This window comes from Jiulongibacter sediminis, assembly GCF_001306455.1.
Lineage (GTDB): Bacteria > Bacteroidota > Bacteroidia > Cytophagales > Spirosomataceae > Jiulongibacter > Jiulongibacter sediminis.
Genome location: NZ_LGTQ01000012.1, coordinates 159,015 through 176,151, shown reverse-complemented (window position 1 = coordinate 176,151; position 17,137 = coordinate 159,015). Strand labels below are relative to the sequence as shown.

The following is a 17,137-nucleotide window of genomic DNA, read 5'->3' as shown; positions in this document are numbered from 1 at the left end:
CAAAGTCACCAAGACACGAAGTTTCACAAAGTCCCCTTTCTAGCCCACCTTGCCACTCTCGCCTCAGAAATGTAGATTTACCTAAGATTCAACCTTAGTCTGAGATGATACGTTTTACTGCTGCATTATTGCTCTTTTGGTCTGTTTTGGCTTGTCGGAAAAATGAGTTACCGGATGGATTTGAGTTAGCCGGCGACCTCGATTTAAGCCTTGTCGCTTCAGAGCCCCTGATCAAAGATCCCGTGGATATGGCTTTCTGGAAGAATGGTGATGCCCTTGTTTTGGAAATGCCGGGTTATCCTCAGGAGGATGCGAAAAGTCGTCTGATGCTCCTAAAAGACAACGATATGGATGGTGTCTTTGATCAAAGTTCAGTCTATGCCGAAGGACTTCAACTGGCGAATTCATTCATGCTCTATGAAGAAGGTGTGCTGGTAGCCGCACCACCTTATCTGCTCCAGCTGTACGATACAGATCATGATGAAAAAGCAGATAAGATTGATACCTTGATGGGTGGTTTTGCCACCGGAAATCTTCAACACAATTATAACTCTTTAACGCTTGGACTGGATGGTTGGATTTATGCAGCGAACGGAGGCAACGATGGAAATCCATATTGGTGGGGTGATAGTGCCAATGCTCTTCCTTTACGAAATCAGGATTTTCGGTTTAATCTGAAAACCCATGAAATGGAACGCCTTGGAGAGTCTTCCGGTGGTTTCGGACTCGCCATGGATGCCTTCGGGCGTTTCTTTGAAACCCATAATACTCAACATATTTCACACCTGGTTTTTGCAAGCCGGTATTTGAAAGACAGACCGATTTTAACGGACCATACCCTGGAAAATATTTCTGATCATGAGGAAAACGGGCTCGCCCGCATTTACCCTATTGGGGAGCAGGAAGAACGTGTTAATCACCCCGAGCAGTCGGGCTATTTCTCCGGTTCCTGCGGAATCACTTTTTATGGAGGCGGAGCATTTGGGCCAGAATTCGACAATACAGTTTGGGTGGCAGATGTGGTGTTAAATCTGCTGCATGCTGATCGTTTGGAGCCAAATGGATCATCTTTTCAAGCCAAAAGAGTTCTGGAAAAACAAGATGTTCTGGCCAGCGAAGACCGGGCATTCCGGCCGGTAAATATGACGGTTGGGCCAGATGGAGCTCTATATGTGCTGGATATGCAACGTAAAGTGATAGAGCATCCCGAGTGGATTCCGGATGAAATGGAAGAGGCCATGGATTTGAATGCCGGCAAAACCAAAGGTCGGATTTACAAAATCAGTAGAAATAAGCAATCTGAACCCTATGATTTCAGCACCCCCGAATCATTGGTAAAGGCCTTAGGTCACCCGAACCAATGGGTACGAATGACTGCTCAGCGTATTTTGCTTTCTGAAAAGACGGAAAAACTTCCAATCGATCGATTAGTAGAATTGCTGTCGAGTGAACGCGTTTTTGCCCGTTTACATGCCCTTCATGTTTTGTCAAATTCAGGAAACCTGTCTGGCGAAGCTTTAATGAAAGCTATGATTGACCCGAATCCCGGATTGCGTGAGAATGCTCTTCAAATCTCTGAAAAGTACATCGACGGAAATGAAGAGTTGGCCGGGACGGTGATAAATCTATTGACAGACCAAAATCAGCGGGTAAGAATGCATGCGGCTTTGAGTCTTGGATTACCTGGGGTAGCGGCCGTTTTATCAGATCAATTGAAAGAAAACTTGATACAAAAAGTCTTTGAAGCCTCCGATTTGAAGAATGATGCCTACACGGTATCTGCATTGGCTTTGGCGGTGCAGAGTCAAAGCCAAACGGTGTTTCACAAGCTTTGCCAGACGAAAGATGCAGATTCCAGGCTTTTGGCCACCCTTGCCTTGCACAATGCTGACGATAAGGAAGTAGCTGCCTACATGCTGCAAAGCTTGTCCGAGTCAGAAATAGCTGATAAGGCCTTTATCATTGATCAATTGACTCAAAATATTCAAAAGCCAGTGTCAAGTGCAGCAATCGTGGCCATTGAAAAAATGGAGGAAACCGATGATCTCAGTTTGCTCACTTCACTCGCTTCTCTTCGGAATAAACTGGGATTGCCGACCTCGGCCAAATTTATAGCTTACAGCAAAGATGCTGCTTCTCAAATTTTGGATACCACTCTTCCGGACTCTTTGAGAATTCAGTACCTGAAAATCATGGAGTTTGTCCCTTACAAAGAAAAATCTGATTTGCTCTTTGCCTGTCTCCAGAACTCACAGCCACTTAAACTTCAGGAAGCTGCGTTAAGACAACTAAATGGAGTTAAAGAGTTAGAGATTGGGAAGAATCTGGTATCGCTTTGGCCAGAGCTTAGTCCGCAAACTCGGAAGTACGCCGGAGACCTACTCCTTTATAATGAAATTCATCATGATGCTCTGTTGAGTGCTTTGGAAGAGAAAAAGATCAATATTGGTGAGATGAATTTTGACCTTGAGCGTCGGCGAACGCTACTTTGGTGGACAGACAACCTGCAAACCCGCCGTCGGGCAGAAAAGCTTTTTACTGACAGTGGGGTAACCAATCGCCAGGAAGCCATTGATCAAATGAAGCCGGCCTTGGAGTTAGAAGGCAATTCAGTGAAAGGTTTGACCGTATTTAATAACACCTGCAGTAGCTGTCATACCTACGGCAAATACGGCGTGGAAGTAGGACCGATCTTGACCGAAATCAGCCGAAAAAGTAAAGCCACGCTGCTTCATGATATTCTGGACCCCAATGCCGCGGCAGATCCCAAATACATTAATCATGTCGCAGAATCGACCACCGGAGAGGTTTACAGTGGTGTGGTTTCGGGAGAAACAGATATCAGTATCACTTTGACCCAAATGGGGGGTGAAAAAGTGACTTTGAAGAAAAGCAATTTGAAATCATTTCGATCTACTGGCTCCTCTCTGATGATGGAGGGGCTTGAAAATTCGCTTTCTGTGCAGGAGCTGGCGGATTTGCTTGCTTTCTTGCAGACCGGTATGTGAGTTTTATTAAAGCATTGATGAAAAGTATAGGAACTACTTCATCCCTTAGTTGATCAAAAACGAATATTAAAAGAAAAGACATTCATGACTTTCAAATTTCTTAAAGACTTCAAGGACTTTGCTGTCAAAGGCAATATGATCGATATCGCCATTGGGGTGATTATTGGGGCGGCGTTTAACCGGGTGATCGACTCGCTGGTGAAGCAGATTTTTATGCCGCCACTTAGTTTACTCACTGATGACGTCAAACTGGAAAACAAGAACTGGGTGCTCCGTGAAGCTGTTTTACAAGGTCAGGAAGTACTGCATGAAGAGGTGGCCATCGGTTACGGAGCTTTGCTGGAATCCGGCATTGATTTTCTGATCATTGCTTTTACGGTTTTTCTAATGATAAAAGCCATGAATTCCCTCAAAAAGAAAGCCGACGACCCGGAAAACACTACTGTCCCTACTCCAAAAGACATTGAATTACTCTCAAAAATCAGCGATTTGATGGAGAAGCAGGTGGCACTTTTCGAGAAAAAATAGCATGGTTTGACGTAATTTTTGACCTCTTCAAAGGTGAACAAAGTATTGTCTATGGCAATCGTGTATCTTAAGGAGTATTCAAACACTTCAATATGGAAATTAGAAAAGGTACCATAGCCGATGCCGAAATGCTTTCTGATATCGGAACGCTCAGTTTTATTGAATCACATGGCTTAAGTGGGCCTCAAGCGGATATTGAAGTTTACGCAAAAAAGTATTTTACCACAGAATCTTTTGAGGCAGAGCTCAAAGAACCTTCCAACGTCTTCAACATCATTTTTTGTGAAGGTAAACCTGCCGGTTACTCAAAAATTATTTTCAATAGTCCTCATTCCAATGTCCCAGAATCCAGAGTGACAAAACTGGAAAGGCTTTATCTCCTGAAAGAATTCTATGGTAGAAACCTGGGAGCGGAATTATTCAATTTCAATTTGAATCTCTCAAAAGAAGCGGGTGATAAAGGCCTTTGGCTATACGTCTGGAAAGGGAATGAGAGAGCTGTTCGGTTTTATCGGAAGCAAGGTTTTGAAATCGTTGGCAGTCATGATTTCAAAATTTCAGAAACACACTACAATCCAAATCATCAAATGTTTTTAAAATTTCAGCCTAAGTAGTCGGAAATTCTGGGGAAATTATCTATTGTCTCAAAATGAGACTATGATTATTTAGGAAAAGAGCTAACTTGCGTCAAAAGCTCTTAACCTATTGAAAATGACCAGAAAATTATTGACTCTTTTATGTCTGACTTTGTCTTTAAGCCAACCGACTTTGAAAGCTCAGGAAGTCCCGGCTGAGCCGGAGAGTATCATATCTCCAAACATTCATGAAAACCACTCGGTTACTTTTACTTTTTTTGCTCCGCAGGCAGATACGGTAAAGTTGGTTTCAGATTTACTGCCACCGGAAAAAATAATGACTCGTTTTGGTATTCAGGATGGTCCTGGCTCAGTTTTGCTTCAGAAAGATCAAAACGGGCTCTGGACTTACACCTCTGACCCATTGGAATCGGAGCTATACAGTTTCTGGTATCTCGTAGATGGTATTAGAGTGCCCGATCCTAATTCTCCTTATGTTTTCCGCAATGGATCTACCGTAACTAATGTATTCACCATAGGTGGAGGTCAGGCAGATTTGTATGAGGATAAAAACATTGCCCACGGTACGGTTTCTCGCGTTTGGTATGATTCGCCAACGGTCGGGATTGATCGCCGCTTAAGTGTTTATTTGCCTGCTGGTTATGAGGACTCACGTGAAGAGTACCCTGTTCTTTATCTCTTACATGGAGCAGGAGGTGATGAGGAGTCTTGGTTGGCTCACGGGCGGGCAGCCCAAATCATGGATAATCTGATTGCCTCGGGCAAATCAAAGCCAATGATTGTGGTCATGCCGAATGGTAATGTTTCTCAGGATGGTGGCTATGGGTACGGAAGCTATGGTTTTCAAAAGCCGGTATTTCTACCGCCGCATTCTATGAACGGAGAGTTTGAAGCTAGTTTTATTGACATTGTCAATTTTGTCGAAGATCGTTTCAGAATAAAGTCGGGTAAAGAAAATCGGGCTATCGCCGGTTTATCAATGGGTGGTTTTCATACCATGCATATCTCGAGATATTACCCTAATACTTTTGATTATGTTGGCCTTTTCTCAGCCGCCATTTTGCCACGTGAAGATGCCACCGGCAAAGTGTATTCTGACATTGACAAAAACCTCAAAGTCCAAAAAGATAATGGACTAAAGTTGTACTGGATCGGTATTGGTAAAAAAGACTTTTTGTACGAGGCTAACACAGCCTACCGCAAAAAGCTTGACGATTTGAACTTTCCTTATGAGTACCGCGAGTCAGGTGAAGGCCATATCTGGAAAAACTGGCGGATATACCTCTCAGAATTTGCACCTAAATTATTCTAAACATAAACCTTTCAAACAAAACGATGAATTTAAATTTGAAAACCTATTTATGGGCTGTGGCGGCCCTTTTGATGGTGAATACTGCCATCGGTCAGGAGGCTCTTTTCGGAGCTCAGGAAATCAAATCGCCTGAAATCCATGACGATAACAGCGTTACTTTTCGTTTTCTAGCACCGAAAGCGGACAGTGTAAAGTTGACCGGAGACTTCTTGCCAACAATTAAAATACAAACGCAGTTTGGAGCGATGGATGTTCCTGGACCTGTTCATTTATCCAAGGGTGATAACGGCGTATGGTCTTTTACCACCCAGCCGCTTTCTTCTGAACTTTATAACTATGCATTTGAAGTAGATGGTCTGAGAACTACGGACCCTAATAACCCATTCTTGATTCGTGATGTGGCCTCTGTGACTAACATCTTTATCATCGGGGGTGGGCATGCTGATCTTTATAAAGACAATGATGTGCCTCACGGCACAGTAGCTAAAAGATGGTATGATTCGCCGGGCCTGGGCATGGATCGTAGAATTACAATATATACCCCTCCGGGATATGAGTCTTCAAATCAAAAGTACCCGGTTCTTTACTTGCTTCATGGAGCAGGTGGTGATGAAGAAGCCTGGAGTGATCTGGGTCGTACCGCTGAAATTATGGACAACCTGATAGCTCAGGGTAAAGCGAAGCCGATGATTGTGGTAATGCCGAATGCAAACATTACACAAGATGCCGCTCCGGGTAAAGGGAGAGATGGTTTCTACAAACCTCAGTTTATGGCTCCGGGAACCATGCAGGGAGCATATGAAGCTAACTTCATGGATATCATCAAGTTTACGGAGTCAAATTACAGAGTTATTGCCGATAAGGCTCACCGTGCAATTGCTGGTTTGTCAATGGGTGGTTTTCATACCATGCATATTTCAAGGTATTATCCAAATACTTTTGATTATGCTGGTCTTTTCTCTGCCGCTATTATGCCACGCGAAGACGCCAGTGGCCTGGATGTTTACAAAGACATTGATGGTACGCTTAAAAGACAAATGGATAATGGGTTGAAGCTGTATTACATCGCGATCGGTAAAACGGATTTCCTTTATAATGCCAATAAAGAATTCAGAGATAAACTGGATGCAATGGGAATGGACTACGAGTACCTTGAAACTGAGGGCGGCCATATCTGGCGTAACTGGAGAGTTTATCTTTCGGATTTTGCCCCGAAACTGTTCTGATTGATTCAGAATTTATTTGTTTATCGAGAAGCCTTCGTTCATTTGCCGGAGGCTTTTCTTATTGATAACGGTCAAGGATGCTTTCCAAATTTATCTTTTGCATCTTTGACCATATTCAACCCTCAAAAAAATTGAAACTAGTCTGGCTTGTCCTGTTAACGCTATGTTCTAATCTTGCGTTGGCCCAAAATCTATCCGGAATCACCGGCCAAAGAGATCATTCTTATAATAATGGCGATGCCCTTAAAGGAGTCCAACAAGAATTTCCTGATGTTAAACTGGCCATCTCTCAAAACTCTGCACAGATAAACGCACAGTACGATGTAGCCTATTGTAAAACAGAAGGGCGTAAGCTTACACTTGATCTTTTTGAGCCAAAAGGAAAGCGAAATAATATCATTTTTATTTTCGTTCACGGAGGTGGCTGGCGAAGCGGAGATAAATCTCAACATCATGAGTTGGCAAAGGAGCTCGCTGCCCGGGGCTATACCGTACTTACTCCTGAGTATCGCTTGTCCACTGAGGCTCTTTATCCGGCCGCTGTGGCTGATGTTAAAACGGCTATTGCCTGGGCTCACAAACGTTTTGGCGGTGATGGTCAAAAACTGGCGGTCGGTGGTTTTTCGGCTGGTGGACAAATGGCCGCTTTTCTGGGAGCCACGCCTCATTTAAATTTTCAAAATTCTAGTCTTTGCCCTTCAGAAGGCGATTTTTCAATTGATGCGGTGGTGGATGTGGATGGTATTTAAGCCTACATTCATCCTGAATCGGCGGAGGGTGATGACTCAAAATCGACTTCAGCAGCGACTTATTATTTTGGATACCCCAAAAGTGAAAATCCGAATTTGTGGATATCAGCAGGTGCACTTGCTCAGGTGCATAAAAATGCTCCACCTTATCTTTTTATCAATAGTCGGGAGGAACGCATGCATGCAGGTCGTGAAGATTTTATCCGAATCCTGAACAGGTTTGGTATTTATTCAGAGGTTCATACTTTTAAAGAAGCCCCGCATTCCTTTCCTCAAATGGATCGATGGTTTTTGCCCACAGTTAATTACATTGACCATTTTTTAGTTAAAACGTTATCCACTAAATGAAACACCTACTCCTGCTATTTGTTCTGATTTTCAATTCGGCTTTGGCTAAAAAAGTGATTGTTGCCAAAGATGGAAGTGGTGACTTCACAACAATTCAGGAAGCTTTGAATAGCCTGAAGTTCAGCCAATCTTATCAAACCATTTATATCAAAAATGGCACTTATGCCGAGAAGATTTTCGTGGATAAATCCATGCATCACATCAAATTTATTGGCGAAAGTGCCAGGGAAACCATAATAACTTATAGTCAGGCCCGCGATTACTGGCGGTGTGAAAATCCTGATGATTTTGGAGCGGCTACTTTCAATGTTCTTGGAAGCGATTTAATCTTCAAAAACCTGACGATTTTAAATTCGTATGGCTTTGAGGCTAATAAGGATGTTGTGATTGAATGTCTCAATGAATCAGGCAAAGCACCAGGTGACAGCCGAAAGTTTTTACCAAGAGAATTAGGCGAAAAAGAAGGGACTAAAATGGTACGGACAGATGGTCATCAGTTTGCCTTTCGCTCTATGGATGGAGCCACACGAATGAAATTCTACGGTTGCATTTTCAGATCTGGTGGTGGTGATACCGTAAGTCCGTGGGATGTCAACGGTGGCATGTTTTATTTCAAAGATTGTGTCATTGAAGGGCATGTAGATTTGTATTGTCCAAGGGGTAATGCCATCATTGAAAATTCTCTTTTTATTTGCCATAATCTCAATGCTGCTATTTGGCACGATGGTTCTGCCAAAGAAGAAGACAAATCGGTCTTGATCAATTGCAGGTTTGTGGGTGATAAAGGTTTTAAGCTGGGTAGATATCACAGAGAGGCTCAGATGTATCTGATAAATTGCAGTTTCAGCCAGGAAATGGCAGATGCCCCAATTTATCAGGAAGGTGACCGGGATTTACAATGGGGTCATCGGATTTATTATAAGAATTGTCAGAAAGATGGTGAGGATTATTCCTGGTATGCTGATAATACGACCAAAACAGAAAAAGATTTTACATTCAAAAAAGTATTCGGAAAGAAATGGTAACACTCATAGAGGATAGTCAAATACCCTGGGAAGAGCTGGGAGGAGGTATTAAACGAAAAATTATGGCTTATAACGAGCAAATGATGATCGTCAAAGTTGCCTTTGAAAAAGGTGGGGTAGGGGCCATGCATTCTCACCCACATACTCAGGCCAGTTATGTGGAAAGTGGTGTTTTTGAATTGACCATTGGTGACGAAGTAAAAAATCTCAAAGCTGGTGACGCCTACTTTGTGCCTTCCGATGTGGAACATGGGGCAGTTTGTCTCCAAGATGGCGTTCTAATTGATGTTTTTACACCCAGAAGAGAGGATTTTCTTTGAGAAATACCTCAATAAAATATGTGAAAACGCCTAGAATTATAAAGTGAGAAGTCAAAAAGGTTTATAGATTTGTATTGTGATATTTTGACCGAAAAAATATTTTGAAGGTTAAAAATCTATTAGAAACAACAAAGCCGCAATCAGAAATGAAAAACAGGGTACTGAAGGTGCATCCCGGTGATAATGTGATCGTAGCCCTTGATGAGCTAAAGGCAGGGGAAGAGATTGCATTTGATGGTGGCATAGTGACACTTCAGCAGGATATTTCACCGAAACATAAATACAATCAGGCTGATTTAAAGAAAGGCGATGAAGTGATGATGTATGGAGTTTTGGTTGGTAAGGCGGCTCAGGATATTCCGGCGGGGAGCTGGATAAATACTTTTAATGTAAAACATGCAGCATCGCCTTTTCAATTAGGAAAACGTAAAACAGAATGGCAAAAGCCGGATGTTACGGCTTTTCAAGGTAGAAGCTTCCAGGGTTTTTACAGGAAAGACGGCTCTGTAGGTACAGCGAATTACTGGATTGTGCTGCCCTTGGTATTTTGTGAAAACAAGAATCTGCAATTGATGAAAGAAGCTCTTGTAGATCAGTTGGGTTACAGCAAGAAGGCCAAATACGAGCATTTTGCGGGAGATTTGATTCAAAAATACAAACAAGGGCAATCGGTCGAGCAAATTTTGAATTCTGAATTGCAATCGGTTGCAATCGAAAAGAATGACCGTATCTTTGCCAATATTGACGGAGTAAAGTTCTTAACACATGATATGGGCTGTGGAGGTACCCGTCAGGATGCCCAGGCTCTTTGTGGTCTTTTGGCCGGTTACATTGCTCACCCGAATGTGGCTGGTGCCACGGTTTTAAGTTTAGGTTGTCAAAATGCTCAATACAGCATTTTACAAGAAGAGCTGGCCAAAAGAAATGCCGATAAGCCAATCGTATTTCTGGAGCAGCAGGCTTTGGGTACCGAGGAAAAAGTGGTTAGCGAAGGCATAAAGCAGACATTGGTAGGCCTGATTGAAGCCAATAAAACAGAAAGACAACCGGCACCACTTTCAAAACTTGTTTTGGGTTTGGAGTGTGGCGGGTCTGATGGTTTTTCCGGTATTTCTGCGAATCCAACATTAGGTTATGTAAGTGATATGCTGGTGACTTTAGGGGGTTCCACAGTTCTATCCGAGTTTCCCGAGCTGTGTGGTGTAGAGCAGGAACTGAGCGATAGGTGTGTGGAAGAGGAAACAGCACTGAAATTTATCAATCTCATGCGGTCATATGCCGCAAGAGCCGAGCAGGCCGGATCAGGCTTTGATATGAATCCTTCACCGGGAAATATCAAAGATGGTTTGATCACGGACGCCATTAAGTCCGCCGGAGCTGCAAAGAAGGGAGGAACAAGTCCGGTAACAGATGTTCTGGATTATCCCGAAATGGTGAAAAAGCCAGGCTTGAATTTATTATGTACACCAGGCAATGATGTGGAGAGTACTACAGCCATGGTTGGTAGTGGGTGTAATTTGGTTTTGTTTACCACTGGTTTGGGTACACCAACCGGTAACCCGATTGCTCCGGTGATAAAAGTGTCAAGCAATAGGAAACTGGCTGAGAAAATGTCGGACATCATTGATATCAATACCGGGACGATTATTGAGGGTGAAGAAACAATTGAGGAGGCCGGACATAAAATGTTGGATTACCTCATCAAAGTAGCCAGCGGTGAAGAAACGTGTAAAGCCGTGGCTAATCAGCAGGATGATTTTATTCCCTGGAAACGAGGGGTGTCATTGTAATCTGACGATAATGGTGATTACAGCAAATTAACGAATAACCCTATAGAAGGCTCTGTGAGTAAATTTTGACTCACATACTTTCTGACTTATAAACTTTCAGAATTGAACTGATGAAAAACTTTTTAGACGAAAATTTCTTACTGGAAACAAAAACGGCCGAGCGGCTTTATCATGAGTATGCTAAAGACATGCCCATTATTGATTATCATAATCACTTGCCGCCCGATCAGATTTTAAACAATATCAACTTCAAAAACCTCACCCATGCCTGGCTGGCCGGCGACCATTATAAATGGAGAGCCATGCGTACAAATGGCGTGAACGAGAAATACTGTACCGGTGAGGAGTCTGATTACGCTAAATTCGAAAAATGGGCTGAAACCGTTCCTTACACCATGAGGAATCCCCTTTACCACTGGACACACCTGGAACTTCAGCGATATTTTGGAATTGATAAGATTTTGAATGCCGATACGGCGAAAGGTATTTACGACGAAGCTTCTGAAAAACTTCAAACCCCGGATTACAATGTTCAGGGCCTTTTAGGAATGATGAAGGTGGAAACGGTTTGTACTACTGATGATCCACTGGACAGTCTGGTACATCATAAAGAGTATGCTGACCGTACCGAAGCTGGCGTCAATATGTACCCGGCTTTCAGACCAGATAAATTTATTCTGATAGAAAACCCGGCTTTTGCGTCCTACATATACAGACTGGGAGATATTGTTGGTTTTGAGATCAAAGATTTTGAAAGTCTGATGAAGGCATTGCGAAGCAGAGCAAACTTTTTCAATGCCAATGGCTGTCGTATTTCTGATCACGGTCTTGAGCAAATTTATGCTGCTGACTTCACTGAAGAAGGAGCTTCAAAGGCTTTAAAAAAGGTATTGGCTAAAGAAGCGATATCGAAGGAAGAGGAGTTAGAGTTTAAGTCGGCTGTTTTACATTCCCTTGGTGTGATGTATAGTGAGCTGGGTTGGGTGCAGCAGTTTCACGTCGGTGCTTTGAGAAATAATAACCTCAGAGCAATGCGTGAGCTTGGCCCTGATACAGGCTGGGATAGTATCGGAGATTTTGCTCAGGCTCAGGCCATGTCTAAGTTTTTGGGTAAATTGGATGAGTACAATCAGCTGTCGAAAACAATTATTTATAACCTCAATCCTGCTGATAATTACCTGATCGGTACCATGATTGGGAACTTCAATGACGGTTCGGTTGCAGGCAAAGTTCAGTTTGGTTCTGGTTGGTGGTTTTTGGATCAAAAACAAGGAATGGAAGATCAAATGAATATTTTGTCAAACGTTGGTTTGATATCGCGTTTTGTAGGGATGCTGACCGACTCCAGGAGCTTCCTTTCTTTCCCTCGTCATGAGTACTTTCGTAGAATTCTGTGTAATCTCTTCGGGAATGATATCGAAAATGGCGAACTGCCTAATGATATCGAGTGGATTGGTAAACTGGTTCAGGATATCAGCTACAATAACACAAAAAACTATTTCGGATTTTAATTTTAGAAACACCTGATAACAATTTATAAGATGAAAAAAGTAGTAACCTTCGGAGAAATCATGTTGAGATTATCTCCTCCCGGATTTTCAAGATTTTCACAGGCAAACAGCTTTGATGTCGTGTATGGTGGTGGTGAGTCAAATGTGGCTGTTTCTCTGGCCAACTATGGTGTACCTACCGAGTTTATAACCCGTCTTCCTAAAAATGATATTGGGGAATGTGCCCTGATGGAAATGCGTAAGCGTAATGTGGGTACAAATCACATTGTTTTTGGAGGAGATAGGCTAGGTATTTACTTCCTTGAAACCGGTGCGGTGTCTAGAGGAAGTAAGGTGGTTTATGACCGTGCCAATTCGGCAATGAGTGAAATTAAACCAGGCATGGTAGACTGGGATAAGGTATTTGAAGGAGCAAGTTGGTTCCATTGGACTGGTATCACTCCGGCGATTTCTCAAAGCTCTGCTGACGCCTGCCTTGAAGCTGTAAAGGCTGCTGCGGCAAAAGGCCTAACCATCTCTACGGACCTTAACTACCGTGCTAAATTGTGGAAGTACGGAGGAGATCGTGAGAAAATCATGACGGAATTGACCTCACATTGCGATATCATTTTAGGCAATGAAGAAGATGCCGAAAAGCACTTTGGTATCAAACCTGAAGGATTAGATGTTCACCGCGATGGTCATGACGTAACTGCCGAAGCTTTCCTTTCAGTTTGTCAGCAAATGATGGCGAAATTCCCGAAAGCGAAGAAGGTGATTACCACGCTTCGTGGTTCTATCTCAGCTTCGCACAACTCATGGGCTGGTGTGATGTACGATGGTAAAGACATGTTCAAATCTCCGGTGTATCAGATAACACATATTGTAGATCGAGTTGGTGGTGGAGATTCATTTATGGGTGGTTTGATTTATGGTTTGTTGAAATATCCTGAAGACGATCAGAATGCTCTGAATTTTGCGGTAGCGGCCTCATGCTTGAAGCATACGATCATTGGCGATGCCAACCTGGTAACGGTAGATGAGGTTGAAAAACTAATGAGCGGTGACGCATCAGGTAGAGTAGCTCGATAAATAGCTTTTGGCTCTGAGCTAATGGCTTTGAGCTTTATTCAAATTAGAAATTATAAATGGAGCTCAAGGCTGAAGGCTCAAAGCTCATAGCTAAAAAGAAATGGCAAAATATTCAAGATTAGAAGTAGCTCAGGTGATGAAAGACACAGGGATGGTTCCTTTGTTTTTTCACTCTGACATAGAACTAGGAAAACAGGTAGTGAAAGCCTGTTATGATGGCGGTGCCCGTCTGATGGAGTTTACCAGTCGTGGCGATTTCGCTCATGAAGTCTTCGGTGAACTCAATAAATATGCCTTAAAAGAATGTCCGGGGATGATCCTGGGAGTGGGCTCTGTTACAGATGCTGCTCAGGCCTCTCTTTACATGTCTTTAGGTGCAAATTTTATAGTAACCCCTGTACTTAGAGAAGACATTGCAACGGTTTGTAATCGTCGCAAAGTGCTTTGGTCTCCGGGCTGTGGTACATTGACAGAAATCTGCCGTGCAGAAGAGCTGGGGTGCGAAATTGTGAAGCTTTTCCCGGGGGATATTTACGGGCCTAAGTTTGTTAAAGGCATCAAAGGTCCTCAGCCTTGGACCAGCATTATGCCAACTGGTGGAGTAACACCAGAAGAGTCAAATTTAAAAGGATGGTTTGACGCTGGCGTAACATGCGTTGGAATGGGCTCTCAACTGATTTCAAAAGATATTCTTACCAACAAAGATATGGATGGACTGAAAGCCAAAGTGGCTGAAGCTCTGGCTATCATCAAGAAAGTGAGATCATAATTTTAGAAAAGGCCATCTGAAAAGGTGGCCTTTTTCGTTTTTAAACACAATCAAATTGTTAGTCTGACCCTTATGAACTAGATTGACACTTTGAATAATTCAACCCTGATACAATGAATAAAAAAGTAGGAAATTACCGGTGGACCATCTGTGCCCTGGTGTTCTTTGCCACCACGGTTAACTATCTCGACCGCCAGGTGATTAGCCTTTTAAAATCTGTTCTTTCTGAAGACATGAACTGGGATGATGGCGATTATGCTAACATCGAGATAGCCTTCAAAATGGCCTACATGTTCGGTATGGTAATAGCCGGTCGTGTAGTAGACAAGCTAGGGACCAAAAAAGGATATGCCTTAGCCACTGGTTTCTGGAGTGTGGCTGCTATGGGTCATGCCCTTGCCTCAAACGCCTTCGGTTTTATGATTGCCAGAGGAGCTTTAGGGGTATCAGAGGCTGGTAACTTTCCGGCAGCCATTAAGACCACCGCAGAGTGGTTTCCTAAGAAAGAAAGAGCCTTTGCAACAGGTATTTTTAATTCAGGAACGAACGTGGGAGCCATTTTAGCACCTCTTACAGTGCCGTTTATTGCTGTGGCATGGGGCTGGCAATGGGCTTTTGTTCTTACCGGGGCCATCGGCTTTATTTGGCTTATTTTATGGCAAATTAACTATACCTCCCCTTCAGAAAGTGCCAAACTTTCAAAGGAAGAATACGATTACATTCATTCAGATAAAGAGGATGAAGAAATTGAAAAAGCCACGGCAAATGAAAAGGTGCCATGGATAAAACTTCTTGGCTTTAGACAAACCTGGGCTTTTGCTATGGGTAAATTTTTGACAGACCCTATCTGGTGGTTCTATTTATTCTGGTTGCCTGACTTCCTGGAAAGTGAGTACAATCTTACACTTGTAGAATTGGCCATTCCTGTTGCTGTAGTTTATTTCATCTCAACAATTGGTAGTATAGGTGGAGGGTATTTGCCGCTATTCTTTATGAATAAAAACATGCCTGCCTTCAGAGCAAGAAAAACCTCAATGTTCATCTTTGCATTGTTCGTGTTTCCTGTAGTACTCTCTCAGTGGGCAGGTCAAATCAATATGTGGTTAGCCGTTTTTGTGATCGGAATTGCGGCTGCCGCTCACCAAGCCTGGAGTGCGAATATCTTTACAACCGTATCTGACATGTTCCCGAAAAAAGCAACGGCCTCTGTAACCGGTATTGGCGGAATGGCCGGTGGTTTAGGAGGTATTGTTCTTTCATGGGCGGTACAGAAAAACCTTTTTGTTCACTATCGTGAAATAGGCCAGATTGAGAAAGCCTATTTTATTATGTTCCTGATTTGCGGAGCAGCCTACCTTTTGGCTTGGTTAGTTATGCATTTTCTGGTTCCTAAGATGGATAAGGTTAAAATCTAAAATACACGTATAACGATAGTTAAGGATAGCCCAAACTTAGTTTTGGGCTATTTTTATAATTCAACCATTTTGAAATATGAAGAATTTAAACAGAAGAGATTTTATTGGTAAAACCGGGCTTGCTGCCGCCGGTATTTTAAGCTCAGCCGGCCTGACAGAAGTATTTGCTTCTACGGCAGGAGCAAAGAAAAAAGTGGCTTTAGTAGGTACAGGTGTCCGTGGCCTCGGGATGTGGAGTAAGCCTGTTATTGCTGAAGCCTCAGACATCGTTGAGTTTGTAGGTCTTTGTGATATCAACCCGGGAAGGTTGGAATATGCAAAAGAGTTTTTGGGTGGTAACATCCCGACTTTCACGGATTTTGATACTATGATGAAACAGCAAAAACCGGATATTCTGATCGTAACTACGGTAGATGCAACACACAGCGACTTCATTGTAAGAGGTATGGAATTGGGAGCGGACATTGTTACCGAAAAACCAATGACTACTGATGAAGTAAAATGTCAGGCCATTTTGGATACTGAAAGAAAAACGGGCAAAAAAGTTACCGTTACTTTCAATTACCGCTACTCGCCTCACCGTCAAAAAATTTATGAAATCCTAAGATCTGGGGATATCGGGGAAATCACCTCAGTAGATTTTCACTGGTACCTTGATACCCGTCATGGAGCTGATTACTTCAGAAGATGGCACCGTTTGGTAGAAAAGGGTGGTTCTCTATGGGTTCATAAGTCTTCTCATCATTTTGATTTATTGAACTGGTGGCTGGAGTCTGAGCCTGAGACCGTCTATGCTCGTGGAGCACGCGATCATTACGGAGATAAAGGGCCTTTCAGAAGTGAAAACGGTACTTGTAGAGGTTGTTCTCACAAGCACGATTGCAACTTTTACTGGGATATTACCAAGAGTGAACATTTGACAAAGCTTTATGTTGATAATGAGCAGCATGACGGCTATCATCGCGATGGCTGTGTGTTTAGAAACGATTGTAATATCTGGGATAAACATGCCGCCACTATCGGTTATGCGAATGGAGTAAACGTAAGCTACTCGTTGACCACTTACCAGCCTTATGAAGGCTACAGAATTGCTTTCAATGGAACCAAAGGACGTATTGACGCCTGGATCAAAGAAAGCGGAGCCATGGAGCTTGAGGAATACGACGAGATTATGGTGACCAAAAGCTTTGGTGAGGTAGAATATATCCAGATTCCTCAAAGTGCCGGTCACGGTGGTGGAGATAAGCGTTTGAGAGAAAAAGTTTTCCGCTTCCCGGAGAAAGTAGATACCTGGAGACAGTCGGCTGGTAGTCGCGACGGTGCCATGGCGATTCTTGTTGGTGTAGCCGCAAGAAAAAGTATCGCCAGTGGCATGCCGGTTAAAATTGGTGATTTGACGGATTTAAAGCCAATGGCGAAAAAAGCATAAGGCTAACTATTTAATCGACACAGGTGATGCTTACTAGTAA

15 protein-coding genes are annotated in these 17,137 nt (G+C 42.9%); all 15 read left to right on the top strand.

The genetic code is table 11. The annotated features are described in order from the left end of the window. The first annotated feature begins 104 nt into the window (after positions 1-104). The 15 genes from AFM12_RS15730 (at position 105) to AFM12_RS15660 (ending at position 17,097) form a co-directional block, all read left to right on the top strand. Positions 105-3,008 carry a PVC-type heme-binding CxxCH protein gene (locus tag AFM12_RS15730; RefSeq protein WP_055150015.1) on the top strand — a complete coding sequence of 968 codons (2,904 nt, stop codon included), beginning with the start codon at positions 105-107 and terminating at the stop codon, positions 3,006-3,008. A gap of 84 nt (positions 3,009-3,092) precedes the next feature. Further along, complete coding sequence (gene mscL / locus AFM12_RS15725; protein ID WP_055150012.1) at positions 3,093-3,536, top strand: large conductance mechanosensitive channel protein MscL; 444 nt, start codon at positions 3,093-3,095, stop codon at positions 3,534-3,536. Positions 3,537-3,628: 92 nt separating this feature from the next. Next, positions 3,629-4,150, top strand: coding sequence for a GNAT family N-acetyltransferase (locus tag AFM12_RS15720; RefSeq protein ID WP_055150009.1), 522 nt, complete (start codon positions 3,629-3,631; stop codon positions 4,148-4,150). A gap of 97 nt (positions 4,151-4,247) precedes the next feature. Beyond that, positions 4,248-5,444, top strand: a complete 1,197-nt coding sequence (locus tag AFM12_RS15715; RefSeq protein ID WP_055150006.1) for an esterase — start codon at positions 4,248-4,250, stop codon at positions 5,442-5,444. Between the two features lie 23 nt (positions 5,445-5,467). Continuing rightward, complete coding sequence (locus tag AFM12_RS15710) at positions 5,468-6,670, top strand: esterase (protein WP_082391377.1); 1,203 nt, start codon at positions 5,468-5,470, stop codon at positions 6,668-6,670. Positions 6,671-6,801: 131 nt separating this feature from the next. Further along, positions 6,802-7,419 (top strand): alpha/beta hydrolase, encoded by a 618-nt coding sequence (locus AFM12_RS15705; protein ID WP_055150003.1) that lies wholly within the window; start codon positions 6,802-6,804, stop codon positions 7,417-7,419. A 96-nt stretch (positions 7,420-7,515) separates the two neighbouring features. After that, entirely contained in the window at positions 7,516-7,767 is a 252-nt protein-coding gene (locus tag AFM12_RS15700) for an alpha/beta hydrolase family protein (protein WP_055150000.1), read from the top strand. After that, positions 7,764-8,792: a pectinesterase family protein gene (locus tag AFM12_RS15695; RefSeq protein ID WP_055149997.1), complete on the top strand. Its 1,029-nt coding sequence runs from the start codon at positions 7,764-7,766 to the stop codon at positions 8,790-8,792. Before AFM12_RS15700 ends, AFM12_RS15695 begins: the two co-directional genes overlap by 4 nt. After that, on the top strand, positions 8,786-9,112 hold the full coding sequence (locus AFM12_RS15690) for a cupin domain-containing protein (protein ID WP_055149994.1): 327 nt from the start codon (positions 8,786-8,788) through the stop codon (positions 9,110-9,112). Before AFM12_RS15695 ends, AFM12_RS15690 begins: the two co-directional genes overlap by 7 nt. Before the next feature lie 146 nt (positions 9,113-9,258). After that, the gene (locus AFM12_RS15685; protein WP_055150359.1) at positions 9,259-10,902 is read left to right on the top strand and encodes a UxaA family hydrolase; all 1,644 of its coding nucleotides are present in this window, start codon (positions 9,259-9,261) and stop codon (positions 10,900-10,902) included. 110 nt (positions 10,903-11,012) lie between these two features. Beyond that, entirely contained in the window at positions 11,013-12,413 is a 1,401-nt protein-coding gene (gene uxaC, locus AFM12_RS15680) for a glucuronate isomerase (protein WP_055149991.1), read from the top strand. Positions 12,414-12,443: 30 nt separating this feature from the next. Beyond that, positions 12,444-13,484 carry a sugar kinase gene (locus AFM12_RS15675; protein ID WP_055149988.1) on the top strand — a complete coding sequence of 347 codons (1,041 nt, stop codon included), beginning with the start codon at positions 12,444-12,446 and terminating at the stop codon, positions 13,482-13,484. A gap of 100 nt (positions 13,485-13,584) precedes the next feature. Further along, complete coding sequence (locus tag AFM12_RS15670; protein WP_055149985.1) at positions 13,585-14,253, top strand: bifunctional 4-hydroxy-2-oxoglutarate aldolase/2-dehydro-3-deoxy-phosphogluconate aldolase; 669 nt, start codon at positions 13,585-13,587, stop codon at positions 14,251-14,253. 113 nt (positions 14,254-14,366) lie between these two features. Then, positions 14,367-15,668, top strand: coding sequence for an MFS transporter (locus AFM12_RS15665; protein ID WP_055149982.1), 1,302 nt, complete (start codon positions 14,367-14,369; stop codon positions 15,666-15,668). Positions 15,669-15,744: 76 nt separating this feature from the next. After that, on the top strand, positions 15,745-17,097 hold the full coding sequence (locus tag AFM12_RS15660) for a Gfo/Idh/MocA family protein (RefSeq protein WP_055149979.1): 1,353 nt from the start codon (positions 15,745-15,747) through the stop codon (positions 17,095-17,097). Positions 17,098-17,137 lie beyond the last annotated feature (40 nt).